General features: G+C 63.9%; 23 protein-coding genes. 10 read left to right on the forward strand and 13 right to left on the reverse strand.

The features are described from left to right. The first annotated feature begins 258 nt into the window (after positions 1-258). Complete coding sequence (locus tag IVB40_RS05805) at positions 259-1,821, forward strand: SUMF1/EgtB/PvdO family nonheme iron enzyme (RefSeq protein ID WP_247818323.1); 1,563 nt, start codon at positions 259-261, stop codon at positions 1,819-1,821. Positions 1,822-1,838: 17 nt separating this feature from the next. Continuing rightward, on the forward strand, positions 1,839-2,282 hold the full coding sequence (locus tag IVB40_RS05810; RefSeq protein WP_247818324.1) for a DUF4399 domain-containing protein: 444 nt from the start codon (positions 1,839-1,841) through the stop codon (positions 2,280-2,282). A 4-nt stretch (positions 2,283-2,286) separates the two neighbouring features. Here IVB40_RS05810 and IVB40_RS05815 read toward each other — a convergent pair whose 3' ends face one another. From IVB40_RS05815 to pqqA, 10 genes are all read right to left on the reverse strand, one after another. Next, on the reverse strand, positions 2,287-3,342 hold the full coding sequence (locus IVB40_RS05815) for a 2-oxoacid:ferredoxin oxidoreductase subunit beta (RefSeq protein ID WP_018454076.1): 1,056 nt from the start codon (positions 3,340-3,342) through the stop codon (positions 2,287-2,289). Then, positions 3,339-5,186, reverse strand: coding sequence for a 2-oxoacid:acceptor oxidoreductase subunit alpha (locus IVB40_RS05820; RefSeq protein WP_027570579.1), 1,848 nt, complete (start codon positions 5,184-5,186; stop codon positions 3,339-3,341). Before IVB40_RS05820 ends, IVB40_RS05815 begins: the two co-directional genes overlap by 4 nt. After that, positions 5,156-6,955, reverse strand: a complete 1,800-nt coding sequence (locus IVB40_RS05825) for an FAD-dependent oxidoreductase (RefSeq protein WP_247818325.1) — start codon at positions 6,953-6,955, stop codon at positions 5,156-5,158. Before IVB40_RS05825 ends, IVB40_RS05820 begins: the two co-directional genes overlap by 31 nt. 234 nt (positions 6,956-7,189) lie before the next feature. Continuing rightward, positions 7,190-7,867, reverse strand: a complete 678-nt coding sequence (locus IVB40_RS05830) for a DUF4286 family protein (RefSeq protein ID WP_247818326.1) — start codon at positions 7,865-7,867, stop codon at positions 7,190-7,192. 12 nt (positions 7,868-7,879) lie between these two features. Continuing rightward, entirely contained in the window at positions 7,880-8,866 is a 987-nt protein-coding gene (gene pip, locus IVB40_RS05835; RefSeq protein WP_247818327.1) for a prolyl aminopeptidase, read from the reverse strand. Next, positions 8,856-10,055, reverse strand: coding sequence for a pyrroloquinoline quinone biosynthesis protein PqqE (gene pqqE, locus IVB40_RS05840; protein WP_247818328.1), 1,200 nt, complete (start codon positions 10,053-10,055; stop codon positions 8,856-8,858). Before pqqE ends, pip begins: the two co-directional genes overlap by 11 nt. Beyond that, a complete protein-coding gene (pqqD, locus tag IVB40_RS05845) occupies positions 10,052-10,363 on the reverse strand; it encodes a pyrroloquinoline quinone biosynthesis peptide chaperone PqqD (RefSeq protein WP_247818329.1) in 312 nt (103 codons plus the stop codon). Before pqqD ends, pqqE begins: the two co-directional genes overlap by 4 nt. Positions 10,364-10,373: 10 nt before the next feature. Further along, positions 10,374-11,165, reverse strand: coding sequence for a pyrroloquinoline-quinone synthase PqqC (gene pqqC / locus IVB40_RS05850; RefSeq protein ID WP_247287869.1), 792 nt, complete (start codon positions 11,163-11,165; stop codon positions 10,374-10,376). Next, positions 11,162-12,091 (reverse strand): pyrroloquinoline quinone biosynthesis protein PqqB, encoded by a 930-nt coding sequence (gene pqqB, locus IVB40_RS05855; protein ID WP_247818330.1) that lies wholly within the window; start codon positions 12,089-12,091, stop codon positions 11,162-11,164. The genes pqqC and pqqB overlap by 4 nt, the downstream gene beginning before the upstream one ends. A gap of 118 nt (positions 12,092-12,209) precedes the next feature. After that, entirely contained in the window at positions 12,210-12,290 is an 81-nt protein-coding gene (pqqA, locus tag IVB40_RS05860) for a pyrroloquinoline quinone precursor peptide PqqA (protein ID WP_007595659.1), read from the reverse strand. Positions 12,291-12,539: 249 nt separating this feature from the next. Between pqqA and IVB40_RS05865 the strand changes: the two genes are divergently transcribed. The 6 genes from IVB40_RS05865 (at position 12,540) to IVB40_RS05890 (ending at position 16,954) form a co-directional block, all read left to right on the forward strand. Further along, positions 12,540-12,797 carry a hypothetical protein gene (locus tag IVB40_RS05865; protein ID WP_247818331.1) on the forward strand — a complete coding sequence of 86 codons (258 nt, stop codon included), beginning with the start codon at positions 12,540-12,542 and terminating at the stop codon, positions 12,795-12,797. A 210-nt stretch (positions 12,798-13,007) separates the two neighbouring features. Next, positions 13,008-14,408 (forward strand): amidase family protein, encoded by a 1,401-nt coding sequence (locus IVB40_RS05870; protein ID WP_247818332.1) that lies wholly within the window; start codon positions 13,008-13,010, stop codon positions 14,406-14,408. A 2-nt stretch (positions 14,409-14,410) separates the two neighbouring features. Next, the gene (locus tag IVB40_RS05875) at positions 14,411-14,887 is read left to right on the forward strand and encodes a glutathione peroxidase (protein ID WP_027519751.1); all 477 of its coding nucleotides are present in this window, start codon (positions 14,411-14,413) and stop codon (positions 14,885-14,887) included. Next, positions 14,884-15,141 carry a DUF3297 family protein gene (locus tag IVB40_RS05880; RefSeq protein ID WP_007613756.1) on the forward strand — a complete coding sequence of 86 codons (258 nt, stop codon included), beginning with the start codon at positions 14,884-14,886 and terminating at the stop codon, positions 15,139-15,141. The genes IVB40_RS05875 and IVB40_RS05880 overlap by 4 nt, the downstream gene beginning before the upstream one ends. Before the next feature lie 147 nt (positions 15,142-15,288). Next, positions 15,289-16,458 (forward strand): D(-)-tartrate dehydratase, encoded by a 1,170-nt coding sequence (gene tarD, locus IVB40_RS05885; protein WP_247818333.1) that lies wholly within the window; start codon positions 15,289-15,291, stop codon positions 16,456-16,458. A 229-nt stretch (positions 16,459-16,687) separates the two neighbouring features. Continuing rightward, on the forward strand, positions 16,688-16,954 hold the full coding sequence (locus tag IVB40_RS05890; RefSeq protein WP_247818334.1) for a GIY-YIG nuclease family protein: 267 nt from the start codon (positions 16,688-16,690) through the stop codon (positions 16,952-16,954). A 384-nt stretch (positions 16,955-17,338) separates the two neighbouring features. Here the strand turns inward: IVB40_RS05890 and IVB40_RS05895 are convergent, their stop codons facing one another. After that, positions 17,339-18,691, reverse strand: coding sequence for a malonyl-CoA decarboxylase (locus IVB40_RS05895; RefSeq protein WP_027570588.1), 1,353 nt, complete (start codon positions 18,689-18,691; stop codon positions 17,339-17,341). Positions 18,692-18,871: 180 nt separating this feature from the next. Beyond that, entirely contained in the window at positions 18,872-19,723 is an 852-nt protein-coding gene (locus IVB40_RS05900; RefSeq protein ID WP_247818335.1) for a helix-turn-helix transcriptional regulator, read from the reverse strand. Between the two features lie 59 nt (positions 19,724-19,782). Here IVB40_RS05900 and IVB40_RS05905 point away from each other — a divergent pair, with 59 nt between their 5' ends. Both IVB40_RS05905 and IVB40_RS05910 read left to right on the forward strand, forming a co-directional pair. Beyond that, positions 19,783-20,955 carry an MFS transporter gene (locus tag IVB40_RS05905; protein WP_027519745.1) on the forward strand — a complete coding sequence of 391 codons (1,173 nt, stop codon included), beginning with the start codon at positions 19,783-19,785 and terminating at the stop codon, positions 20,953-20,955. Between the two features lie 441 nt (positions 20,956-21,396). Beyond that, positions 21,397-23,664 carry a cation:proton antiporter gene (locus tag IVB40_RS05910; RefSeq protein WP_247818336.1) on the forward strand — a complete coding sequence of 756 codons (2,268 nt, stop codon included), beginning with the start codon at positions 21,397-21,399 and terminating at the stop codon, positions 23,662-23,664. On the opposite strand, the gene IVB40_RS05915 is transcribed toward IVB40_RS05910, so the two are convergent. Beyond that, positions 23,661-26,819, reverse strand: a complete 3,159-nt coding sequence (locus tag IVB40_RS05915; RefSeq protein ID WP_247818337.1) for a multidrug efflux RND transporter permease subunit — start codon at positions 26,817-26,819, stop codon at positions 23,661-23,663. The two genes, IVB40_RS05910 and IVB40_RS05915, sit on opposite strands and share 4 nt — an antisense overlap. Positions 26,820-26,822: the final 3 nt, after the last annotated feature.

Raw genomic sequence — 26,822 nt, forward strand, 5'->3', positions numbered from 1 at the left:
CGCCCAGGTACGACGCGTTCAACGTTCGCAATCTGACGTGATCTTCGCAGGAGGGAGCGAGGTGAAGTTCCACGCCGGGCATTAGTCTTCGGTGGGGTCACGAAGGTTCATTCGGGCTGACGCCTTCGCCTTTCGGAACTCGACGCCGACGATTGCTCCGACGTTGCCCGATTTCATCGATGTGATAGCCTTCACAGACGATCGCCTCTCGCAGTCGTAGGCTGGGGTCTGCCTTGTAGATTGTGGAGTCCCCCCGCAATGGGCGAAATTCGCAACTTCAGATCCGGGAATGACGAGCCGCCCACACACGGCCCTATGCCTCGTCGTCTCGCGGCCATCATTGTCGGTGACATCGCTTCCTACAGCCGCCTGATGCAGGCCGACGAGGAGGGCACGCACGTCCGCGTCAAGCGGATCGAGCGGGATCTCATCCAGCCCAGCATCGTCGAGCACCATGGGAGTCTGGTGAAGACGACGGGCGATGGCTTCATCGCGATCTTCGACAGTCCGGTCGAGGCCGTGCGATGCAGCATCGTCATCCAGCAAAATCTCATCGGCCGCAACGCTTCGCTTCCGAAGGAGACCCGGATCGAGTACCGGATTGGCGTCAATCTCGGTGACGTCATCGTGGAGCCTGATGACGTCTACGGCGATGGCGTCAACATCGCGACGCGCATCGAGGGCATCGCAGAGCCAGGCCAGGTCTTTATCTCCGGCGCGATCTACGAGCAGATAAAGCACAAGGTCGTGTGCGGTTACGAGTCGCTCGGGGACCGCAAAGTCAAGAACATCACCGATCCCGTGCGCGTCTATAAAGTGCTGCCGGATGCCGACGCGGTCGGCAGGACGCGCGGGCGGCGCGAGAATGCTCTGATCTTTCTCCTGGGAATCACGCTGTCGGTGATGGCCGCCGGCGTGCTGTGGTATCTGCTGGCTCAGACGCCGGGCAGGGTGGGCGAGCAGGCCGCCGTCACTACCGTTTCTCCTGCCACTTCTCCGGCCGCATCGCCGAGCCCGCAGCCTCCGCCGCGCGAAGCGGCGCCGCAGACGCAGCAGCCGTCTCCCTCCGCGGCTTCGTCATCTCCATCGCCCGCTCCGGCGCCAATTCAATCGACGAGTCAATCGGCAAGTCAATCGCCAATTCCCGTCCGCGAACCCGAGATGGTCGCCATTCGCGGCGGCAGCTTTGCGATGGGAAGCAATGACGACCCGACCGAGCGTCCTGTCCACCAGGTTGCGGTCAAGCCGTTCTCGATCGCCAAATATCCGGTGACCGTGCAGGAATGGAACGAGTGCGCCGCTGCAAAGGCGTGCAGCTTCACCGCCATCGGTAAGGACGATGCGCCGGTCAGCAATGTGAGCTGGACCGACGCGCAGCAATATGCGGCCTATCTCGCTCAGGCGACGAAGAAGACTTATCGGCTTCCGAGCGAAGCCGAATGGGAATATGCCGCGCGGAGCGGAACGCAGACCAAATATTGGTGGGGCGACAAGCTGCAGCCGGGCATGGCCGGTTGCAAGGATTGCGGTGATCTCGCGGCCGAGCAGCCGGCGAAGGTCGGCAGCTTCAGGCCGAATCCGTTCGGTCTCCATGACATGGGCGGCGGCGTCGATCAGTGGGTCGAGGACTGCTGGCACAAGACCTATCAGGGCGCGCCCGGCGACGGCTCGGCATGGAGCAGCGGGGACTGCAGTGCTCATGTCCTGCGCTCGGGCTCCTGGAAGAACGATTCGAGATATGTGCGGCCGTCCAACCGCGATGGCTACGACACCAATGTTCGTTATCCGACGCACGGATTCCGCGTGGCGCTCAGTCCTTGAGTGGAGGAGTTGGTTTGATGCAGGTCCTTCGTTGCGTCGCGCTGGCGGCGGCGCTCGCATTGCTCCCGGCGGCAGCCTTCTCGCAAGGCAAGGCAGCGCCCAAGGACGCAAAGCTGTATTTCATCACCCCGCACGACGGGCAGAAGGTCCGCGGCGGATTCTGGATCCGGTTCGGCTTGCGCAACATGGGAGTGACCCATGCCGGCGACGAGTATCAGAACGCCGGTCACCATCATCTGCTGATCGACGTCAACGACCCCATCGATCCCAAGGAGCCGATCCTGCAGGACAAGTCGCATCTGCATTTCGGGGCAGGGCAGACCGAAACGCTGCTCGAGCTTCCGCCCGGGACGCACACGCTTCAACTCGTGCTGGGCGACGCCCGGCACTATCCGTTCGAGCCGCCCATCGTGTCGGAGAAGATCACCATACGGGTCAGGCAGCCGGCCGCGGCGCGGTAGTCGGTCACCGCAGGCTGGCGTTGAACTTGTCCAGCGCCGCCGAGCCCGGGCAGAGCGTGTCCGCTTCCAGCGTGTTGAGCGGCGTCTCGACCGTGTTGAGATGCTCGTGCAAATCTTCCGCATCAGGGTCGACGTAGAGCAGGCCGGTGACGATCTGTCCCTTGGCGGCGTGCTTTTGCAGAAAGGTCTGGGCGCCGAGCCGGTCATGCGGATCGTAGTCGGCGTCGATCTTGCGCAGCGCGATCCTGCTGCCGTCATGCTGCTCGACCATCTGCACCGTGCCTGGTGCGTAATCTACCGCGATCGGATCGCGGCCAACCAGCACGTCGAGCCGGTTCACCGCGTCATTGTGCTCGCGGACATAGTCGAAGCTCTTGGTCGAGCCGGCGTGGTTGTTGAAGGCGATGCAGGGGCTGATGACGTCGATGAACGAAGCGCCCTTGTGGCGGATCGCGGCCGCGATCAGCGGCACGAGCTGGGTCTTGTCGCCGGAGAACGAGCGCGCGACGAAAGTCGCGCCCAACTGCAGCGCGATCGCGACGAGGTCGATGGCGTTGTCGGTGTTGGTGACGCCCTTCTTGCTCTTCGAGCCGCGGTCGGCGGTCGCCGAGAACTGGCCCTTGGTCAGGCCGTAGACGCCGTTGTTCTCGACGATATAGGTCATGTTGACGCCGCGCCGGATCGAATGCGCGAACTGGCCGAAGCCGATCGAGGCGGAATCGCCGTCGCCGGAGACGCCGAGATAGATCAAATCGCGATTGGCGAGGTTGGCGCCGGTCAGGACCGAGGGCATGCGGCCGTGCACGGAGTTGAAGCCGTGCGAATTGCCGAGGAAATAGTCGGGCGTCTTCGACGAGCAGCCGATGCCCGAGATTTTTGCCACCCGGTGCGGCTCGATCGAGAGCTCATAGCAGGCCTCGATGATCGAGGCCGTGATCGAATCATGGCCGCAGCCGGCACAGAGGGTCGAGATCTTGCCTTCGTAGTCGCGATGGGTGTAGCCGAGCTCGTTCTTCTTCAGCCCGGGATGGTGGAATTTCGGCTTTGCAATGTAGGTCATGACACGGCCTTGCGGAGCGGGGTCACCTTGAGGTGATCCTGGTGGTCGCCAATGGCTTTTGCGATGAAGCGGGCGGTGATCGGTGAGCCGTCGTAATGCACGATCGGCACCAGCCGCACCGGGTCGATGCCGTTCTCGTTGACGATCAACTGGCGCAGCTGGCTGTCGCGATTCTGCTCGACGACGTAGACGAAATCGTGCTCGGCGAGGAAGCTCGCCACGCTGGAGTGAAACGGGAAGGCTCGGATGCGCAGGCGGTCGAGCTGGTGCCCGCGCGTTTCCAGCAGGCCGATCGCCTCGTCCATCGCCGGCGAGGTCGAGCCGAAATAGATCACGCCGTATTTGGTCGGCCGTTCCGCATTGGCCTGGAGCGGCCGCGGCACCATGTCCTGCGCGGACTCGAACTTGCGCATGAGCCGCTGCATGTTGTCGGCGTAGACCGAGCCTTCCTCGGAGTAACGCGCATAGCGGTCACGCGACGTGCCGCGGGTGAAATAGGACCCCTTGGTCGGATGCGTGCCGGGATAGGTGCGGTAGGGGATGCCGTCGCCGTCGACGTCGAGATAGCGGCCGAAGTCGCGGCCTTCGTCCAGCATCTCCGCGGTCATCACCTTGCCGCGGTCATATTGCTTGGAATCGTCCCACTTCAGCGGACGGCAGAGCCGGTGGTTCATGCCGATGTCGAGGTCCAGCATCAGGAAGATGGTGGTTTGGAGCCGCTCGGCGAGATCGAAGGCCGCGGCCGCGAACTCGAAAGCTTCAGCGGGATCTTCGGGGAACAGCAGCACATGCTTGGTGTCGCCATGCGAAGCATAGGCGCAGGCGATGATGTCGCATTGCTGGGTGCGGGTCGGCATGCCGGTCGAGGGACCGGCGCGCTGGATGTTCATGATCACGGCCGGGATTTCGGCGAAGTACGAAAGTCCAATGAACTCGGTCATCAACGAGATGCCGGGGCCTGAGGTCGCGGTGAAGGCGCGGGCGCCGTTCCAGGAGGCGCCGATCACGATGCCGATCGAAGCCAGCTCGTCCTCGCCCTGCACGATCGCGTACTTCGCCTTGCCGGTCTCCGGATCGTGTCGGTACTTCTTGCAGTGGGCGGTGAAAGCCTCCGCTACCGACGAGGATGGCGTGATCGGATACCAGGCGCATACCGTGGCGCCGCCATAGACGGCGCCGAGCGCGGCCGCGCTGTTGCCCTCGATGAAGATGCGGTCGCCGACCTTGTCGGACTTCTTCACCCGCAGCCCGGTCGGGCATTTCAGGTTCTGCAGCGCCCAGTCGCGGCCGAGATGCAACGCGTGGACGTTGGAGGACAAGAGCTTCTCCTTGCCCTTGTACTGTTCGCCGATGAGCTGCTCGATCAGCTTCGGATCCATGTCGAGCAGCGCCGAGAGTGCCCCGAGATAGATGATGTTCTTGAACAGCTGGCGCTGGCGCGGATCGGTGTAGGTCGAGTTGGTGATCGCAGTCAGGGGAACGCCGATCACGGTGATGTCGTCGCGGAATTTCGTCGACGGCATCGGCTTGGTGGAATCGTAGAACAGATAGCCGCCGGGCTCGATGCCAGCCACGTCCTTGTCCCAGGTCTGCGGGTTCATTGCGACCATCATGTCGACGCCGCCGCGGGCGCCGAGATGGCCGTCTTCGGTCACCCGCACCTCGTACCAGGTCGGCAGGCCCTGGATGTTGGAGGGGAAGATGTTACGGGGGCTCACCGGAACGCCATGGCGCAGGATCGCGCGCGCAAACATCTCGTTGGCGCTGGCCGAGCCCGATCCGTTGACGTTGGCGAAGCGGACGACGAAGTCGTTTACGCTGCTGATCGGCTTTTTGTCGGACATGTCGAACCCGCTTGAGTCATTTCGATCAAATATTTCTGCATGTCCCAGGCGCCGGTGGGACAACGCTCGGCGCACAGCCCACAATGCAGGCAGACGTCCTCGTCCTTCACCATCACGCGCCCGGTCTTGAGATCAGAGGACACGTAGAGGTCCTGGTCGGGATGCAGTGACGGCGCCTTCAGGCGCTGGCGCAGATCGGTTTCCTCGCCATTCTCCGTGAAGGTGATGCAATCCATCGGACAGATGTCGACGCAGGCATCGCACTCGATGCAGAGCGATGTCGAGAACACGGTCTGGACGTCGCAGTTCAGGCAGCGATGGGCTTCGCCGAGCGCGAGCTTGACGTCGTAGCCGAGTTCGACCTCGGTGCGGATGTCCTTCAGCGCGATCACCTTGTCGCGATGCGGCACCTTGTAGCGCTTGTCGTTGGAGATGTCGTTATCATAGCTCCATTCGTGGATGCCCATCTTCTGCGAGGAGATGTGCACCTCCGGCAATGGCCGCTCGGTGACGTCCTCGCCCGAGAGCATTTTGTGGATCGACAGCGCGGCGTCATGGCCCTGCGCCACCGCCCAGATGATGTTCTTCGGCCCGAACGCGGCGTCGCCGCCGAAGAACACTTTTGGATTGGTGGATACGAACGTCTTCGGATCGACCTTGGGCATGTGCCATTTGTCGAACTCGATGCCGCAATCCTGCTCGATCCAGGGGAAAGCGTTCTCCTGGCCGACCGCGACCAGCACGTCGTCGCATTCGATGGTCTGGTCCGGCTCGCCCGAGGGCACGAGATTGCGGCGGCCCTTGGCGTCGTATTCGGCCTTCACCTTCTGGAAGGTGATGCCCGTGAGCTTGCCGTTATCGTGGACGAAAGCCGTGGGCACGAGGAAGTTGAGGATCGGGATGTCCTCGTGGAGCGCGTCTTCCTTTTCCCAGGGCGAGGCCTTCATTTCCTCGAAGCCGGAGCGCACGACGACCTTCACCTCTTCGCCGCCGAGGCGGCGCGCGGTGCGGCAGCAATCCATCGCGGTGTTGCCGCCGCCGAGCACGATGACGCGCTTGCCGATCTTGTCGGTATGGCCGAACGAGACCGAGGACAGCCAATCGATGCCGATATGGACGTTGGCGGCGGCTTCCTTGCGTCCGGGAATGTCGAGCTCGCGGCCGCGCGGTGCGCCGGAGCCGACGAAGATCGCGTCGTACTTCTCCGCGAGCAGCGCCTTCATGCTCTCGATGCGGTGGCCGCCCTTGAAGTCGACCCCGAGACCCAGGATGTAGCCGGTCTCCTCGTCGATGACCGAGTCGGGCAGGCGGAATTTCGGGATTTGCGAGCGCATCATGCCGCCGGCTCGGGGATCGGCGTCGAACACCGTGCAATGATAGCCGAGCGGCGCGAGATCGCGCGCCACCGTCAGCGAAGCGGGACCGCCGCCGACGAATGCAACGCGCTTGCCGTTCTTGGCCGAGGGCCGCGGCAGGCGTTGGGTGATGTCGTCCTTGAAGTCGGCGGCGACGCGCTTGAGGCGGCAGATCGCGACCGGCGTCTCCTCGACCCGTCCGCGGCGGCACGCCGGCTCGCATGGGCGATCGCAGGTGCGTCCCAGAATTCCGGGAAACACGTTCGATTTCCAATTGATCATATAGGCGTCGCTGTAGCGGCCTTGGGCGATCAGTCGGATGTATTCGGGAACGGGAGTGTGCGCAGGACAGGCCCATTGGCAATCGACTACTTTGTGAAAGTAGTCGGCGGCCGCAATATCGGTCGGTTTCATTCCTACCCTGTCCGCGCAGGCTCGAAGACCCGGCGGCCTTTTCTTGAGCTTGGCGAACGCTAACGCGCGGCGATCTGGTTTCTGAATGACGTCATTGGGTTAGCTTATTAGAACCGTTCCGAAGTACAACGGCAAATTTCGCGCTTCCCCTCTTTCATGGGAGCCACGCGCACACAGCATTAACGGCCGCGCGCAGTATGTGGCGGTGCAACATGTTGCAATGCGTGCGACGGCTTAGTTGCGCGCGATGTCGCTCTTGGCGAGGTCCCACATCAGGCTGTAGGTGCCGACCGACACGGGAAGCGGGAATGGCGACGCGGCAGGGCCGGTGAAGCGCGCGGCGATCACGGCCGAGACCGCGCCGACATGCGTGCCGTCGATCAGCACGAACCAGTCGCGCGCGCCTTCATTGCGTACTGCCGGAACATCCGCCGTTGCGCCCGACAATTCCGGCTCGCTCTCGAGCAGATGCATCGAGATGATACCGTCGTGCTTGTCCGGCGCCAGCCGTTCTTGCAGTGCGTCACGCCACGCGGCTGCATTGTCCGGCGTCGGCCGCAGCCGCACGAGGCCGAGCGCCGCGCCGCGTCCGGTACCATTGCTGATCATGATGCGGGCGACCACGCGCAGCATGTCCTTGAAATGCGCCATGCTCCGCCGCGACCATTCAGTGTGGTTGGCGAGCCGCGCCCGGTAGGCGGGACTGTCGAGCACTTCGAGTGTCGCGGTCGAATACAGCGAGAGGTATTTGGGATTGGCGGCGTGCGCGACATAGCGCCGCGCCTCCAGAAAACCCTCGATCGCGACGCGCTCTTCCAGATGCTCGCGATCGTACCAGCGATTGAAATCGGCTTCATCTGAAACGTCGATATTCATCGACGTCAGCAGCATGCCTTTACCTGCGAGTGGCATTTCCTTGTCCCGCTATCGCGAAATCTTCGAGGCGATATCCGCGATCGACTTCATGACCGCGTCCCGCACGCCGGCATCATAGAGCGAATGGCCGGCTTCTTCCACGACGCGAATCTCGGAACCTGGCCACGCTTTCGCGAGCGCCTGCGATGTCTCGGGAGGGCACAACAGATCGTAGCGGCCCTGGACGATAAAGCCGGGGATGCCGTCGAGCTTGCCGGCGTTCCGCAACAACTGGTTCTCCGTCATGAAGCTGTCCTGGACGAAATAATGCGCCTCCATGAACGGCGTCGCCGGCAATGTGCGCCACACGTTCAGCGACGCCAGGTCGATCCGCGTCTTTGCCGCCTTGTGCTCCGAAAGGGCGCGCTCGGTGTCGTGCCAGGCGCGCGAGGCGGGGCCATGCACGGCCGGATCGGGATCGAGGATGCGGTGATAATAGGCTTCCACCGGCCGCGCGCGCTCCTCGACCGGCAGCACGCTGAGGAAATCCTCGTAGAGGGCGGGGTAGAATTGCGACAGGCGCGAGGTGAAGGCGATCTCGACTTCAGCACGCGTGCCGAGAAACGTCGCGCGGAGCGCAATCCCGGAGACGCGCGTAGGATGGGCCTGCGCATAAGCCAGCGCCAGCGTCGCGCCCCAGGAGCCGCCGACCACCATCCAGCGCGCGACCCCGAATTTCTCGCGGATCTGTTCCATGTCCGCGATCAGATGCTGCGTGGTGTTGTGTGCGCGCGATCCCTTCGGCCGGCTGCGGCCGCAGCCGCGCTGGTCGAACAGCACGGCATGGAAACGGTCGGGATCAAAGAGGCGGCGATGATCGGGTTGGCAGCCGCTGCCGGGGCCGCCATGCAGATAGACCGCGGGGATTCCGTCGGCGCGGCCGACGCTCTCGACATAGAGCTCATGGCCGTCGCCGACGTCGAGCATTTCGGAGGTCAGCGGCGCAAAGGGATCGGCGCGCTTGACTGAGCTGGCCGCGTCGGCGTCAGGCATCATTCCCGGATTCCAGAGTGCCCCCGGCGAAATTGCGATAGACGAAGCGGTTGGTTTCGCCCTCGGCCTCGCGCTCGGCCTGCTTGAAGATGGTCTCGTGCAGCGGCGACAGCGCACAGGCAGGATCGGTGTTGGCGGCGTCACCGGTCAGCGCAAAGGCCTGGCAGCGGCAGCCGCCGAAATCGATCTCGCGGAATTCGCAACTCTTGCACGGCTCCTTCATCCAGCCGGTGCCGCGATAGCGGTTGAAGGCCTCCGAGTTCTGCCAGATCCAGGCGATCGAATGGTTGGAGCGCACCGATTCGAAGTCGAGCCCGGTGATGCTCTCGGCGGCGTGGCAGGGCAGCACCTTGCCGGCCGGCGAGATGTTGAAGAATTGGCGGCCCCAGCCGCCCATGCACTTCTTCGGCCGCAGCGCGTAATAATCGGGCACGACATAGTCGATCGTCAGCCGGCCCTTCAGCCGCTCGCGCGCCTCCTCGACGTTGCGGGTGCACTCGTCGAGCTGCGCCACCGTCGGCATCAAGGCGGCGCGGTTCTTCAGCGCCCAGCCGTAATATTGGACGTTGGCGACCTCGAGCCGGTCGGCGTCGAGATCGACCGACATCTGGATGATATCAGGCAGCTGATGCAGGTTCTGCCGGTGCATCACCGCATTCACGGTGAGCGGCAAATCGAGCTCGCGCGTCCATTTTGCGACTTCGAGCTTCTTGCGGTGCCCGTTTTTGTAGCCGCCGACGCGATCGGCGAGGGCTTCTTCAACGCCCTGGAAGCTGATCTGGACGTGGCAGAGCCCGGCATCGGCAAGCTCGCTCAGCCGCTCGCGCGTCAGCAGCACGGCCGAGGTGATGAGGTTGGTGTAGAGGCCGACGTCGCTGGCATGCTTGACCAGCTCGACCAGGTCCTTGCGCGCGGTCGGCTCGCCGCCGGAGAAATGCACCTGGAGCACGCCGATCTCGGCGAGTTCGCTCAATACCTTCTTCCATTCCCCGGTGGTCAGCTCCATGCCCGAGCGGTCGAGCTCGACCGGGTTGGAGCAATAGGGACATTGCAGCGGGCAGCGATGGGTGATCTCGAGCAGCACGGCGAGCGGAATGCCGAACGTCTCTGCCGTCGAGCGGCTCTTCTCCAGCACCGCGAGGCTGTCGCTGGCGTCGGGCGGGATGGTGGGATTGCCGAGCACATCGCTCATGACGTCTTCTCCCGGGCCTCCGTGAGAAAGCCCTTGTCGGCGAGATCCTGCAGCATGACAATGACGTCGGCCAGGATCGCTTCGCGCGGCGCGGCGTATTTTGCCGCGAGCTGGTCGGCCATTTCGCCGACATTGCGCTCGCCGTCGCAGAGCTGCAAGACCTCGACCGCGATCTCGTCCGGCGCCAGCACGCGTTCGGGCGCCAGGATCACCCAGACCTTTCGCGTCTCGTCATATTTCAGCTTGGCGTGCCGCGGCAGCACCGGCCGGCTGGTCTCGCTGACGCTGATGTGACGCGGCCCGGCCATCGCTTGTTCCTCAGCTCGCTTTTTGGTGTTCTTGGGGCACGAACGCGCCCGGCGGAATGTTGCCCTCGACATAGGCGTGCTGGAGCGCGTCGAGCTGCACCCATAACACGTTGGTTTTGAAGATCAGCGCGTTGCAGACCGACGCGCGTTGCTCGGGCGTAGTGGCATGCGCCTTGACATAGTCGAGCGCAAAGCCGGCGTCGCGCGGCGCCTGTGCCAGCCGGCGTTTGAAGTAGCTCATGATATCAGGATTGACGAAGTCGTAGTGCTCCAGCATTCCGGCAATGCGCTCTTCGTGCAGGTTCGGCGCGAACAATTCGGTGAGCGAGGAGGCGATCGCCTCCAGCGGCGACTTCTCGCGGCAATAGTGCACATAGGCTTCCACCGCAAAGCGCGTCGCGGGCAGGATGCCTTCAGTCGATTCCACGTAAGCCGTGTCCAGCCCGAGGCCGTCGGTCAGCTTCAGCCAGCGCTCGATACCGCCTTCGGAGCCGATATCGCCGTCATGATCCTCGATGCGGTGGCGCCATTCCACGCGCGTGGCGCGGTCGCGGAAGCGCGAGATCACCACCGCGTCCTTGATCGGGATGGTGCTCTGGTAATAGTAGCGGTTCAGCGCCCAGGCCTGGACCTGGCCCTTGTTCAGCTTGCCGCCGTGCAGCATCTTATGGAACGGATGCAGGCTGTGATAGCGCGTCGCACCGATATGGCGCAGCGCCGCCTCCAGCTCCTCGGCGCTAGTGAGCCTGATGTCCTTGCCGACCGAGAGCGCGGTCATTCCACTCAGTGAGGCGGCATTCACAGCACGATCTCCGTTCCGTCAGCGGGTATCTGCCAGCCCGCCGCTTCAGCGGCCTTGCGCTCGGGGGAAGCGGGCAGCAGCGCCGGGTTCGAGTTATTGATATGCAGAAATATCTTCCTGTCGAGTGCGAGGTCGGCGAGCCGCGCGATGGCGCCGTGGTCGCCGGACATCGCGACGTGGCCCATGCTCTTGCCGGTCTTGTGGCTAAGCCCAGCCTTGATCATCTCATCGTCCTGCCACACCGTGCCGTCGAAGAACACCAGCGCAGCGCCGTCGATCTCGGCCTTGAGCGCGTCAGTGACCTCGGCGCAGGCGGCGATGAAGTAGAAGCATTTGCCAGTCGATTTATCGGTGATCTTCAGCCCCAGCGTATCGCCCTCGCCGGCGTCGCCGCCCGGATGCGCCTTGCCTTCCAGGTACCAGGCCGATTTGCCCGAAACCGCGAAGGGCAGCACCTCGATGCCTGAGCGCGCCCCGTCCGGCAGCCGCGGCTCGAACGGCTCGTTGATGTCGACTGGCTGGCGCTGCACGTTCTTCTCGTTCAGCACGTTGAAGATGCTATTGGCCTTCAGGATCGCCAGCACCTTCTCATGCGCATAGACCGTGAAGGGCGAGCCCTCGCGCATCGACAGCAGGCCTGTCACCGCGTCCACTTCGCTGTTGGTTAGGATCACGCCTGCGATCGGCGTATGGCGCAGCGCGCCTGCCTTCGGATGCAGCCGTGGCGTGGCATTCAGTTGCTGGCGGAGGTCGGGGGAGGCGTTGATCAAGAACCAGTGCTCGCCGTCGCCACTGAAGGCGACCGAGGCTTGGGTCCGTTGCAGCTCTTGGCCGTTTTCACGGGCCGTCCGGCAGCCCTCGCAGCCGCAATTCCATTGCGGCACTCCGCCGCCGGCTGCGGCGCCCAGGACGACGACGCGAAGCATGATCCGTCTCCTGGAAGCAATGTCGCGAGGTGGACCTCACGCAAACACAAATCCTGTCTTCCGGACATGCATCGTGACCGAAAGATCCACCTGCGCAGAACGCGAATTCACCAACCGCTTACTTGCGGGTGGCGCTCACATACATGTTGATTTCCATGCCACAGGGCACTTCGACGATCTTCGGGGCTTTCCAGGCCATTTCGGCTCTCCATTTTCGAGATTTCGGACGTGTCCGCCCGGGGCTAAGTTACTGCGAGCACAAAAGTTCGCCAGTGAAATTTTCCCGAACAAGGGCATATTGCGCCGCGAGAAAAGCGCGGGGAACGGTACTTTCTGGTGATGCGGCCCTGCGCTTGGCGCATTCGGTCGCGAACCCTGTCCTGATAAAGCAGTTGTGAGTGCAGTGCAGCTTTCAATCCGGTACAGGCGACCCAACTGGAACTTCGTGATGCCCAGATATTTCTTCAACACCCGTATCGGCGACGAACTGATCGTGGATCCTGAGGGAGAGGATTTGCGCAATCCCGATCGCGCCTGGGAGGTTGCCCGCCAGATGATTCTGGAGGTGCTGAGATCGGAAGGCACCCAGCCGGCCCTACTTGAGGCCGTCATCGAGGTCACCGACCGCGAAGGCGAGATCGTGCTCGAATTCCCCTTCACCGAGGCATTGCTGGACACCCCGGACCGGTCCGCGACGCGGCACTAGCCCCCGACTCTCTCCCCGTCATTGCGAGGAGCCCTTGCGACGAAGCAATCCAGACTGCTTCGGCGGAGGCAGTCTGGATTGCTTCGCTTCGCTCGCAATGACGGAGAATGAGCCTCACCCGGCACCCGCCCTTCGCCTTCGCCCCTGCGAAATCCGCATGGCTTTGCCGCGTTCCCGGGGCTAAAAGACGCCGGTTAAACGGAGCAAGCCATGCAAGATCTCTGGCGCCTGTCGGCGGCCGACCTCGCCAACCTCGTCAAAACCAAAAAGGTCTCCGCCAGGGAGGCCGCGCAGGCCGGCTTGGCCCGGCTCGACGCCGTCAATCCCAGCCTCAACGCCGTGATCGACCACCGCCCGGAGGACGTGCTCAAGCAGGCCGACGCCGTCGATGCCGCCATCGCCAGGGGTGAGGACCCCGGTGTGCTGGCCGGCGTGCCCGTCACCATCAAAGCCAATGTCGACCAGGCGGGCTTTGCCACCACCAACGGCCTGAAACTGCAGCGCGACCTGATCGCGCGCGAGGACAATCCGGTGGTCGCCAATTTCCGCAAAGCCGGCGCCGTTCTGCTTGGGCGCACCAATTGCCCGGCCTTCTCCTATCGCTGGTTCACCACCAATCTGGTCCACGGCGACACCAAGAACCCCCGCGATGCCTCGCTGACGCCGGGCGGCTCGTCCGGCGGCGCCGGCTCGGCGGTCGCGGCCGGCATTGGCCATATCGCCCATGGCACCGATATTGCCGGCTCGATCCGCTATCCCGCCTATGCCTGCGGCGTGCATGGTCTGCGCCCGACGCTCGGCCGCATCCCGGCCTTCAATCCGGCCCTGCCGGAGCGCCCGATCGGCCCGCAGATCATGGCGGTGTCGGGCCCACTGGCGCGCACCGTCAACGACATCAGGATTTCGCTCGCGGCGATGTCGGCCCGCGACATCCGCGATCCCTGGTTCGTGCCGGCACCGCTGGAAGGCCCGGCGCGGCCGAAGCGCGCCGCGCTGTGTCTTAATCCGGACGGCCTGGCCACCGCGCCCGAGGTGAAGGCTGCCGTCATCGACGCCGGCAAGCGGCTCGAGCGTGCCGGCTGGACCGTCGAGACAATCGAGAACACCCCGCCGATGCGCGAGGCCGTCGAGTGGCAGATCAAGCTCTGGCTGGGCGACGGCTACGAGGCGCAGCTGGAGATGGCCGAGCGTGAGGGCGATCCGGGCGCTCTGGCGTGCCTGCGCGGCAATCGCGCCAGGCTTACGCCGATGGACCAGGCAAATTACGCCAAGGCTTTGACCCGCCGCGCCACGCTGACCCGCGACTGGATGTTGTTCTTCGAGACCTATGCCGTGCTGCTGACGCCGGTCTCCGGCGAATTGCCGTTCCCCGATCATCTCGACCGCAAGGACGACGAGTCCTTCAAACGCGTCTGGGAAGCACAGCTGCCGCAGATCGCCATTCCCTTCATGGGCCTGCCGGGCCTCGTGGTCTCCACCGGCCTCGTCGGCAAGGCGCCCGTTGGCGTGCACATCGTGTCCGGCCGCTATCGCGAGGATCTCTGTCTCCTTGCCGGCGAAGCGATCGAGGCGGGCGGCGTGCCGCCGTCGCCGATCGATCCCGTGGGTTAGCGATGTCGGTGATCTACGACTTCAAGGCCAACTCGCTTCTCGGCGAAGAAGTGCCCATGCGCAGCTTCGAGGGGCAGGTGCTGCTGATCGTCAACACCGCGAGCAAATGCGGCTTCACGCCGCAATATCGCGGGCTGGAGGATCTGCATCGCGATCTCAATCCGCGCGGCTTCTCGGTGCTCGGCTTTCCCTGTAACCAGTTCGGTGCGCAGGAGCCTGGACCGGCGAGCGAGATCCAGGCGTTCTGCTCGACCAATTACGACGTCACCTTCCCCCTGTTCGAGAAGATCGACGTCAACGGCAGCAATGCGCATCCGTTGTATGAGTACCTGAAACGCCAGCAATCCGGCCTGCTGGGCGCCTCCATCAAATGGAATTTCACCAAATTCCTGGTGGATCGCGCCGGCAAGGTAGTTTCGCGCTATGCGCCGACCGCGCGGCCCGAAGGATTGCGGCAGCAAATCGAGACCCTGTTATGAGCGAGACAATCATGAGCGACGAATTTCCGGACCGCCTCTCGGTCGATCCGAACAGCCCCTTTTACAATGCAGACATCCTGGCGCGCGACGTCGGCATCCGCTTCAAGGGTGTCGAGAAGACCAATGTCGAAGAATATTGCATCAGCGAAGGCTGGGTTCGCGTCACCGCAGGCAACGCCAAGGACCGCCACGGCAACCCGCTGACCATCAAGGTGCACGGCCCGGTCGAGCCGTATTTCAGGGATAAGAAGTAGGAGCGCGCGCTCTCCACCCGTCATCGAGCGCGCTCTCTCCTTGTCATTGCGAGCGTAGCGAAGCAATCCAGGATCTTTCCGCGAAGGCAGTCTGGATTGCTTCGTCGCAAGAGCTCCTCGCAATGACGAAAGTGAAAGGCCAACCCCATGTCCGTCCGCATCGTCGACGTCCGCGAGATCACGAAACCGATCTCTTCGCCGATCCGCAACGCCTATATCGATTTCACCAAGATGACGACGAGCCTGGTTGCGGTCGTCACCGATGTCGTTCGCGATGGCAAGCGCGTCGTCGGCTACGGCTTCAACTCCAACGGCCGCTACGGGCAGGGCGGCCTGATCCGCGAGCGTTTTGCCGCGCGCATCCTGGCGGCCGACCCGAAATCGCTGCTGAACGCGGCCGGCAACAATCTCGATCCCGACAAGGTCTGGGGCGCGATGATGACCAACGAGAAGCCGGGCGGCCATGGCGAGCGCTCCGTCGCGGTGGGCACCATCGACATGGCGGTGTGGGATGCGGTGGCGAAGATCGCGGGCCAACCGCTGTTCCGCCTGCTCGCCGAGCGTCATGGCGTCAAAGCCAATCCACGCGTGTTCGTCTACGCCGCCGGCGGCTATTACTATCCGGGCAAGGACCTTTCAATGCTGCGCGGCGAGATGCGCGGCTATCTCGATCGCGGCTACAACGTCGTGAAGATGAAGATCGGCGGCGCCGATATCGAGGACGATCGCGCCCGCATCGAAGCGGTGCTGAAGGAGATCGGCAAGGACGCGCAACTCGCCGTGGACGCCAACGGCCGCTTCGATCTCGAGACCGGCATCGCCTATGCCAAGATGCTGCGGGACTATCCCTTGTTCTGGTACGAGGAGGTCGGCGACCCCCTCGACTACGCGCTGCAGGCAGCGCTCGCCGAATTCTATCCGGGACCGATGGCAACGGGCGAAAACCTGTTCAGCCACCAGGACGCCCGCAATCTGATCCGCTACGGCGGCATGCGCCCCGACCGCGACTGGCTGCAATTCGACTGCGCGTTGTCCTACGGCCTGTGCGAATACCAGCGCACGCTGGAGGTGCTGAAAACGTATGGCTGGTCGCCGAGCCGCTGCATCCCGCACGGCGGCCACCAGATGTCGCTCAACATCGCAGCCGGCTTGGGCCTCGGCGGCAACGAGAGCTACCCCGATCTGTTCCAGCCCTATGGCGGCTTCCCCGACGGCGTCCGCGTCGAGAACGGCCACATCACCATGCCCGACCTGCCGGGCATCGGCTTCGAGGGGAAATCGGATCTCTACAAGGAAATGAAGGCGCTGGCGGAGTAGCCCGACGCGAGGGGCCGCACACTCCGTCATTGCGAGCGCAGTGAAGCAATCCAGAGTCTTTCCGCGGGCGCAGTCTGGATTGCTTCGTCGCATCAGCGCAAATTGCTTTGCAATTTTGTCGCGAACTCCTCGCAATGACGATGTGGCGAAAGTCTCGCAATCATCTCTTGGTTGTGATATCATGAAAGCTCTCCTCTGCTGAGCACGATCATGAAGCAGTTGCGTGTACATGTTCGCCAATCGTCGCAACGGGACGATCTATACAGGCGTCACGTCCAATCCACCGCGCCGCGCGTTCGAGCACCGCGAGGGCTTGGTGAAGGGGTTCTCGTCAAAGTATGGCTGCAAGCTTCTCGTCTGGTACGAGCTGCATGCGACGATGACCGACGCGATCACACGCGAGAAGCAGATCAAGGCCGGCAGCCGGGAAAAGAAGCTTGCGCTGATCGAGAGCGTCAATCCGGATTGGATGGATTTGTACGAGACGCTGATCTGATTGCACCAGGTGTCACCACACACTCCGTCGTTGCGAGCGTAGCGAAGCAATCTCAGGTGTCGCCACATACTCCGTCATTGCGAGCGTAGCGAAGCAATCCAGAGTGTCTCCAAGGAGGCAGTCTGGATTGGCTTCGTCGCGAGAGCTCCTTGCAACGACGGTGGCGAGGGTGATGTCTCTCCTGTCAGCGCCTAGACCGGGGACGGTGGTCTTGATGCCTCAGGTGTCACCACACACTCCGTCATTGCGAGCGCAGCGAAGCAATCCAGAATCTTTCCGCGGCGCGGTCTGGATTGCTTCGTCGCAAAAGCTCCTCGCAATGACGGCGGAGAGTGCGTCGTCGGCTGCGTTCGCATTGACGATGTGGCGCGAGCCGGACGTCCCTTACGACAGCCGCATATCCAGCAGCCGCCGTCCTTCGCCCTTCAAGAGCTTCTTCACCGCGCTCGAGGCCACGACCTCGCCGTCATTGGCGTAGGCTTCGTGGTTCTTCTCGATGTCGTCGAGGCGGTAGAGGTAGTTGACCATCACGCCGGCGGACTCGCGCACGCCCTTGGGCGAGAGATCGCCTAGCCAGTTGATGCGCTCGAGGCGGGCGCCGTTGCCGAGATGGAAGCGGGCGACGGAGTCGATCAGCTTGCCTTTCGGCGTGCGCGCCTTAAGGAAGTAGTGCGCCGCGAGCGGTTCGATCACGCCACGCAGCAGCGTGGTCGTCTCGGGGTTCTCGAACCATTTGGGATCGTCGAGGCGCTTCAGCACTTCGCGGTCCTCATCCGACAGCGGCAAATCCTTGTCCTGCTTCACCCATGGCATGAAGCCCGGCACCGGCGACAGCGTCACGAAATTGTCGAGCTTGGGCAATTCGCGGCGCAGCTCCTCCACCACCTGCTTGATCAGGAAGCTGCCGAACGAGATGCCGCCGAGACCGCGCTGGGTGTTGGAGATCGAGTAGAACACGGCGGTGCGGGCGCGCTCGATCGGGACGGAGGGGCGATCGACGGCGAGCAGCGGCGCGATCGCGCCGGGGATCGTCTCCGTCAGCGCGACCTCGACGAAGATCAGGGGCTCGTCCACCATTGCGGGATGGAAGAAGGCGTAGCAGCGGCGGTCGACCGGATCGATGCGGCGGCGCAGATCGTCCCAGTCGCTGATCTCGTGCACGGCCTCGTAACGGATGATCTTTTCGAGGATGTTGGCCGGGGTCGACCAGTCGATCCTGCGCAGCACGAGAAACCCCCTGTTGAACCATGACGAGAGAAGATGCGAAACGTCGCGATCGAGCGCGGCGAGATCGGTGTGCCCGTTCCTCATGTCGAGCAGGTCGGCGCGCATCTTGACGAGATCGCCGGTGCCGCCGGGTGCGCGGTTGAGGCGGCGGATCAGCTCCTGCCGGCGCGGCTCGGAGGCGAAATGAAGCGCGCTGGCATCCTCGTCTGCCGGCTTGGCACGCCATGTCTCGATCGCCTTGGACAGGCGTTCCCGATCCGGGCCGAAATCGCGCACCAGGGCTTCGAAAAAGGCGCGACGTCCCGCCGCATCCAGCTCCTGGTAAATGTCGAGCACCTCACGCGCCATCGCCGTGCCCGAAGCTTCGCCCCGGCCCGACAGCAGCGCGCCACAGAGCTCGATGAGCCCGTCGGCGTCCGGCTTGGTGTCGGCAGAATCCCCGCGGCGAAGCAGCGTGCGGCCGCGCTCGGAGATGGTAGTGAGCAAGTCGGAGAAGAAGGCGTTGGCCATCGGGGCTTTCGTGTCGGGTTTGTGCGGTGCGGGAATCTTACACGGGATTTGGGCGGAAGCCGATCACAATCAAGCGGGGGAATTTGGCAAGTTTAGCGGCGGCGTGCGTTTCGAAAACCCAGAGAAAGCTGTCATGCCCCGGCTTGACCGGGGCATCCAGTATGCCGCAGCTTTTCGGTTCTAGCCGCGCCGTCCCCGAGTACTGGATCGCCCGGTCAAACCGGGCGATGACACCGAGTGTGTAGCAAACTCCGTCGGGGTCCGCCCCGTTACCTGACGGAACGCTGCGGAAAACGCAGGCACGCTGGCATAGCCGAGCTGGGTCGCGAGCTGCTTCACCGACACATTGGCATCGGTCGACAGCCGCTGGATCGCCGCCGCAATTCTTGCGCGCTGGCACCAGCTCTTGAAGCTCAGCTGCGTCTCTGTCGAAAACAGCCGCGACAGCGTGCGCGCGGAGGTTCCGACCTCGCGCGCCAGCGCGTCGATGTCGTGCAGGCCGGTGGGATCGTCGAGCACGATCATGGCCGCGCGCCGGCAGCGCGGCTCGTGTGGCAGCGGCACGAAGGTCGCGGAATCCTCGGCCTGGACCAGTTCCAGCATCACCAGCCGAACCAGCAGATCGGTCCGCTCCTCGGTATTGCGCGCATCGAACAGCGCGAGGATCGCCTGGTTCAGCAGCGGCGACACCCGCACCACGAATTCCCTGGTTAGTCCCTCATGGCGCTGCTCGCGCTTCAGCCAGGCGAGGTCGAAATAGAGCGTCCGCATCTCGATGTCGGCCAGCAGATCGATGGCGTGCCGGAGCCCGGCCGGCACCCACACCGCGCGGTCCGGCGGCACCAGCCAGCGGCCCCCGGGCGTCGTCACCTGCATGGTGCCCCTGGCGGCATAGATCAGCTGCGCCTCGCGGTGCAAATGCGGATCAATCCGCATGCCCTTGGGATAGTCGCGCGCGACCAGATGCACGCCCGCGGGCGAGCGATGATTGCTCCGGACCGCCCGGAGGATTGGCGTCTCGACGACAGTCATTGGCAGCATCCCGTCATGCCCAAGACATATAACTCATTTCGGAGCAGGAGAGGATTCCCATGAACAGCCCCAGCCGGGTGATCAGTTTCGTCAACGCGGGCCATTTCATCGACCATTACGCGATGCTGATTTTCGCCGCCGCGGTGATCATCATGGGACCGGCGCTCGGCATGGCCTATTCGGAGCTCTTGCCTTATGCGACGCCGGGCTTCGTCGCCTTCGGCGCGGGCTCGCTGCTCACCGGCTGGCTCGGCGACCGCTGGAGCCGCCGCCACATGATGCTGATCTTCTTCGTCGGCATCGGCGCCTCCATGATCTCGGTCGGCTTCGTGCAGACCCCGGCACAGCTTGGCGCGGCGCTGTTCGCGATCGGCATTTTTGCCTCGATCTATCATCCCGTCGGCACCGCCATGATCGTCTCCTACGCTGACAGGCTCGGCCGCGAGATGGGCATCAACGGCGTCTGGGGCAATCTCGGCGTCGCATCGTCGGCGCTGGTCACCGGCGTGATCGGCCAGTATCTCGGCTGGCGCTTCGCCTTCATCGTCCCGGGCATCGTCACCATCCTGATCGGCATCGCGTTTGCGATGATGGTCGTGCACGAGGACCGCAAGGGTTCGAAACAGGCGGCGGCGCAGGCGCGCGTCGCCAAGCAGGACATGTGGCGCGTGATCCTGTCGCTGCTGATCGTGGTGATCGCGATCTCGACGACCTTCAATGCCGTCACCGTCGCGCTGCCAAAGCTGTTCGCCGAGCGGCTCGCCGATCTCACCAAAAGCCCGGCGCTGCTCGGCGTCATCGCGGCCTGCGTCTACGTGTTCGGCGCAATGACGCAGTACACGATCGGCCGGCTGCTCGACCGCTATTCGCTGAAGACGGTGGCGCTGCCGCTGTCCTTCATGCTGGCGCCGTTTTTGTATCTGGCCGCGAGCCTGTCCAATTTGCCGCTGATCCTGGTCTCGATCGGCATCGTCATGGGCGCGTTCGGGCAGGTCACGGTCAACGACGCCATGGTCGGCAAATACACCAGCGAGGAATGGCGCTCGCGCGCCTATGCCGTGCGCTATTTCATCGGCTTCACCGCCGCTGGCGCCTCGGTCGGCCTGGTCGCCTGGCTCTACGAGCAGGGCGGCTTCGTCACCATGCTGCATGCCTTCGCCGCACTCTGCCTGCTCGCGATCGCAGCGGCGATCATTCTCCCGCGCGAGATCAGGACACCGCAGGCCGTGTGAGGGATCGGCGTGAGGCGCGCGCCCGTTTCAATCCCGTCATTGCGAGGAGCGTAGCGACGAAGCAATCCAGAATCTTTCCGGGGGAGGATTCTGGATTGCTTCTGCCTTCGCTAAAGCTTCGGCTGACAAATCGCTTCGCTCGCAATGACGGGGGGGGTCGGGGCATGTCACGCATGCCATTCGATGATGCCATCATGCCAGTGTTTTGCCCGACGGAGCAAGCGGTTTTCGGCAAATACGAAATATGATTTCGGCGCACACAAAATTTTCTCCAGCCTTTTCAACCTCATCTCTACTGTGCATGGGGTTGTTTTCGCGTTTTGTTGTTGTTGTCCCGTAACCCCCCCCCTGCAAGCGACAGGAACCCGCTGCGCCCACCGCGGGTTCTATCCCCGTCATCCCGGCACCTCGCCGGGGCAGATGAAGGGGGAAAATTCCTGCATGCAGTGGAGCCTGCTCCGACCGGTCGGCCTTGTCGCCGCGGCTCTCGTCCTCACCACTGTTGCGGCCAGTGCCGAGGGCGGCAAATCGGCCGGTCCGTCCGAATTCCTGCTGGTGGCCCAGATCGTGCTGTTGATCGCGGTCGGCCGCGGTCTCGGCGAGATCATGCAGCGCCTCGGCCAGCCCTCGGTGATCGGCGAATTGCTCGCCGGCATCCTGCTGGGCCCGTCGCTGTTCGGTTGGGTCTGGCCTGACGCACAGCACGCGATCTTCCCCAGAACGCCCGAACAGAAAGCGATGATCGACGGCATCGCGCAGTTCGGCATCCTGCTTCTGCTGCTGCTGACCGGCATGGAGACCGACCTCAAGCTGGTCAGGAAGGTGGGCAAGGCCGCGATCGCGATCTCGATCGCGGGCATCCTCGTGCCCTTCGCCTGCGGCTTCGCGCTCGGTGAATTCCTGCCGGACGCGCTGTTGCCGAATCCGCAAGCCCGCCTGGTTGCGTCGCTGTTCATGGGCACGGCGCTGTCGATCTCCTCGGTGAAGATCGTCGCGGTGGTGGTGCGCGAGATGAATTTCATGCGCCGCAATGTCGGCCAGATCATCGTCGCCACCGCCGTCATCGACGACACCATCGGCTGGATCATCATCGCCGTCATCTTCAGCCTGGCCTCGCACGGCACGCTGGATATCGCCTCGGTGGCGAAAGCCGTGCTGGGCACGCTGGCCTTCCTCGCCATCAGCTTCACCATCGGTCGCCGCCTCGTGTTCCAGCTCATTCGATGGGCCAACGACAATCTCGTCAGCACCGCCCCGGTCATCACGGTGATCCTGCTGCTGATGTGCGCCATGGCGCTGATCACCCATCTGATCGGCGTCCACACCGTGCTCGGTGCCTTCGTCGCCGGCATTCTGGTCGGGGAGTCCCCGATCCTGACGCGGCAGATCGACGAGCGCCTGCGCGGGTTGATCTCGAGCTTCTTCATGCCGGTGTTCTTCGGTCTGGCCGGCTTGAGCGCCGACCTCACGGTGCTCCGCGACCCCCATCTACTGATGCTCACCGGACTGCTGGTCGTGATCGCCAGCGTCGGCAAGTTCGGTGGCGCCTTCGTCGGCGGAACCGTGGGCGGGCTGAACACGCGGGAGTCGCTGGCGCTCGCGAGCGGGATGAACGCGCGCGGCTCGACCGAGGTGATCATCGCTACCATCGGTCTTTCGATCGGCGTGCTCAGCCAGAACCTTTTCACGATGATCGTCACCATGGCGATCGTGACCACGATGGCAATGCCACCGATGCTGCGCGCCGCGTTGGCGAAGCTGCCGATGAACAAGGAGGAGCAAGAGCGCCTGGAACGCGAAGAGTTCGAGAGGCGCGGCTTCGTCGCCAACCTCGAACGTCCGTTGCTCGCAGTGGACGAAAGCGTCAACGCCACCTTCGCCGCCCACATCGCCGGCCTGATCGCCGGCATGCGCGGCTTGCCGATCACCGTGCTGCACATCGGCAAGCGCGCCAAGGATCAGGAGAAGGGTCGCGACGAAGAGGAAAGCCCCGAAACCGTGGTGAAGAAAGCCGCTGAGGCGGTATCGGCCCATGGCGATGGCGATGCCGGCAGCGTCGACGTCGTCACCCGGGCAAGGCGTGCGGAGCTCGGCGAGTCCATTGCCGACGAAGCGCGCAAGGGCTTCGATCTCCTGGTCATCGGCGTCGACAAGGTTGCTGCCGCGAAGGATCGCTTCGATCGGAGGATCGAGGGCATTGCAGCGAAGTTCGAAGGACCGCTCGCGATCGTGGCGGCCAAGGGCAAGCACCTGAAGCAGCCGACGCCCGAGGCGCTCAACATCCTCGTTCCGGTCTCCGGCAGCGGCGTCTCCAAGCGCGGCGCCGAGGTCGCGGTCGCGCTGGCGCAGGCGGGATCAGGCTCGCTCCGGGTGATCTATGTCGCGACCACGCGCGACAAGGGCGCGCAACGCGGCGCCTCTCCTGGTCTGAGCCACGAGGCCGGCATCCTGAAGGACGCCAGCGATCTCGCCGCCCGCTACGAGGTCGACATCACCACGACCTTGCGCGCGAACCGGGCGCCGGAAGCGGCGATCCTGCGCGAGATCGAGACCACCGACGTCGATCTCGTGGTGATGGGCGTCGATCGCATCCAGGCCGATCATCTCTCCTTCGGCGGCGTCGCCGACGCCGTCCTCAGGCAGGCGAAGGTCTCGGTGCTGCTGGTCTCGAGCGGTGAGGCGCGGCAGGTCCCTGCGGAGAAGGCCTAGGACTTCACCTCGGCCACCGACACCGCCTTCGGCGTCTTCTTCGAGGCACGCCAGTTCTCGAAGCGCTGCACCACCACGAAGAACGCCGGCACGAACAGCACCGCGAGGCAGGTCGAGGCCAGCATGCCCGAGAACACGGTGATGCCGATCGACTTCCGCGCGCTGGCGCCGGCGCCGGTCGCGATCACCAGCGGCACCACGCCGAGGATGAAGGCGAACGACGTCATCAGGATCGGGCGGAAGCGGGCGCGCGCGGCTTCAATCGCGGATTCCAGCACCGGCTTGCCGTCGCGGCCGTGCAGCTCGAGCCCGACCTCGACGATCAGGATGGCGTTCTTGGCCGACAGCGCGATCAAGAGGATCAGGCCGATCTGGCAATAGAGATTGTTGTCGATCTTCAGGGCATTGAGGATCAGCATTGGTCCGAGCAACGACAGCGGCACCGCCAGGATCACCGAGATCGGTGCGTACCAGCTCTCGTACTGGCCGGCGAGCACGAGATAGACCAGCAGCATGGCGAGCCCGAACACCCAGTAGATCTGGTTGGAGACGGCCTTCTCCTGATAGGACATCGCGGTCCATTCGAAGCCGGTGCCCGGCGGCAGCGTCTTGTCCGCGATTTCCTCCATCAGCTTCAGCGACTGGCCCGAGGAGTAGCCCTGCGCGGGCAGGCCGATCACGGTCGACGACGGATAGAGATTGTAAAGGCTGATCAGCGAGGGGCCCGTGGCCGGCGTGATCGTGGCGACGGTGCCGATCGGGATCATGTCGCCGTTCGAGTTGCGCACCATCATGTTGGCGATGTCGCGCTCGGTGACGCGGAAGGCGGGATCGGCTTGGGTGTAGACCTGGAACACGCGGCCGAACTTGTTGAACTGGTTGACATAGGACGAGCCGAGGTAGGTCGACAGCGCGGCGAACACCTGGTCGGTCGTGACGTGCAGGGTCTGGGTCTTGATGCGGTCGATCTCGACGTTGAACTGCGGCACCGACGAGCGGAACGAGGATTGCACGCGCTGGAGCGCGCTCTGGCTCTGGCCATTGCTGACCATCGCGCCTGTGATGGCCTGGAGCTTGGCGAAATCGCTGTTGCCGTCGCGCAGCTCGACCTGCATCGAGAAACCGGCGGCGTTGCCGATGCCCTGGATCGGCGGCGGCGGCAGCACCAGCGTGCGCGCCTCCATGATGACCGCGAGCTTGTCGTTCAGCCCGTAGACCAGCGAGCGCAGATCTTCGCCCGGTCCTTTGCGCGCGTCCCAGTCCTTCAGGATGATGTAGGCGACGCCGGCATTGGCAAGGCTGGCGCTGTTGTCGAGCGCGGAGATGCCGGCGATGGTGATGACCTGCTGGACTCCCGGCGTGTCCTTGATCAGCTCGCTCGCTCTGTCGAGCACCTTCTGAGTCCGCTCCAGCGCGGCACCGTCGGGCAGTTGCACGGCGGCGATCAGGTAGCCCTGGTCCTCGATCGGCAGGAATCCGGTCGGCACCCGGGACAGGCCATAGCCGCCGATCCCGATCAGCACCAGCGCGAACGCGACCGAGATCGTGGCATGCCTGCACAGGAAGCCGATCAGGCTCGTGTAGCCGCGCTCGACGCGGTTGTAGACCGCGTTGAAGCCGCGATAGAAGAAGTTGCGCTGCTCCGGCGGCACCGTCGGCCGCAGCCACAGTGCGCATTGCGTCGGCTTCAGCGTCGCCGCGTTGATGGCGGACAGAAGCGCGGTCGCGGCGATCACCAGTGCGAATTGCGAATAGATGCGGCCGGTGAGCCCGGCGAGGAACGAGGCCGGCAGGAACACCGAGATCAGCACGAGCGTGATGCCGACGATCGGCGCGAACAGCTGGTCCATCGCCTTGATCGCGGCGTCGTGGCCGTTCATGCCCTGCTCGATGTTGTGAGCCGCGCCTTCGACCACGACGATGGCGTCGTCGACGACGATGCCGATCGCCAGCACGATCGCGAACAAAGTCGACATGTTGATGGTGAAGCCGAGCGCCGCCATGGCGGCGAAGGCGCCGATGATGGTCACCGGCACCGTGGTCGCCGGCACCAGCATCGCGCGCCAGTCCTGCAGGAAAACCAGGATGACGACCAGCACCAGCAGGCCGGCCTCGATCAGCGTCATGTAGACCTCGTGCACCGAGGCCTGCACGAATTTGGTGGTGTCGAACGGCGTGTCGTATTTCATCCCTTGCGGGAAGGCCTTTGCAAGCTCCGCCATCTTCTTCTCGACGGCCTGCTCGACCTGGAGTGCATTGGCGCCTGGCGACTGGAACACGCCGATGCCGGTGGCCGGCTGCTTGTTCAGGGAGAAGATCTGGCTGTAGGTCTGCGCGCCCAATTCGACCCAACCGACGTCGCGCACCCGCGTGACGTCGCCGCTGGTGCCCGATTTGACGATGATGTTCTCGAACTCGGTGGTGTCGTCGAGCCTGCCGTTGACGTTGAGTGTATACTGAAACGCCTGTCCCGGCGGCGTCGGCGGCGCGCCGACCTGGCCGGCGGAGACTTGCTGGCTCTGCTGCTGGATCGCCTGGATGACGTCCTGCGGCACCAAACCACGGACCTGCAGCTTGTTCGGATCGAGCCACACCCGCATCGAATACTGACCGGCGCCGAACACGGTGACGTTGCCGACGCCGGGCAGGCGCGAGAGTTCGTCGCGGAGGTTGATGGTGGCATAGTTGCTCAGATAAAGGCTGTCGAACGTCTTGTCGGGCGAGGTCAGCGTCACGAACAGCAGGATGGACGTCGACCGCTTCTGCACGGTGACGCCCTGGTTCTGCACCGACTGGGGCAGTTGCGACAGCGCGCTGGAGACGCGGTTTTGCACCAGCACCTGCGCGAAGTTGAGGTCGGTGCCGATCTTGAAGGTCACGGTCAGCGTATAGGTGCCGTCGGAGCCGCTGTAGGACTGCATGTAGAGCATATCCTCGACGCCGTTGACCTGTTGTTCGATCGGCAAGGCAACCGTGTCGATCACGGTCTTGGCGCTGGCGCCGGGATAGCGGGTCGTGACCTGCACCGTCGGCGGCACCACGTCGGGATATTGCGCGATCGCGAGGTTGAACAGCGCGACGCCGCCGATCAGGATCATCAGGAGCGCGATGACGTTCGAGAGGACCGGCCGCTCGATGAAGAACTTTGAGATCATGGC

Source organism: Bradyrhizobium sp. 40 (assembly GCF_023100925.1).
GTDB lineage: Bacteria > Pseudomonadota > Alphaproteobacteria > Rhizobiales > Xanthobacteraceae > Bradyrhizobium.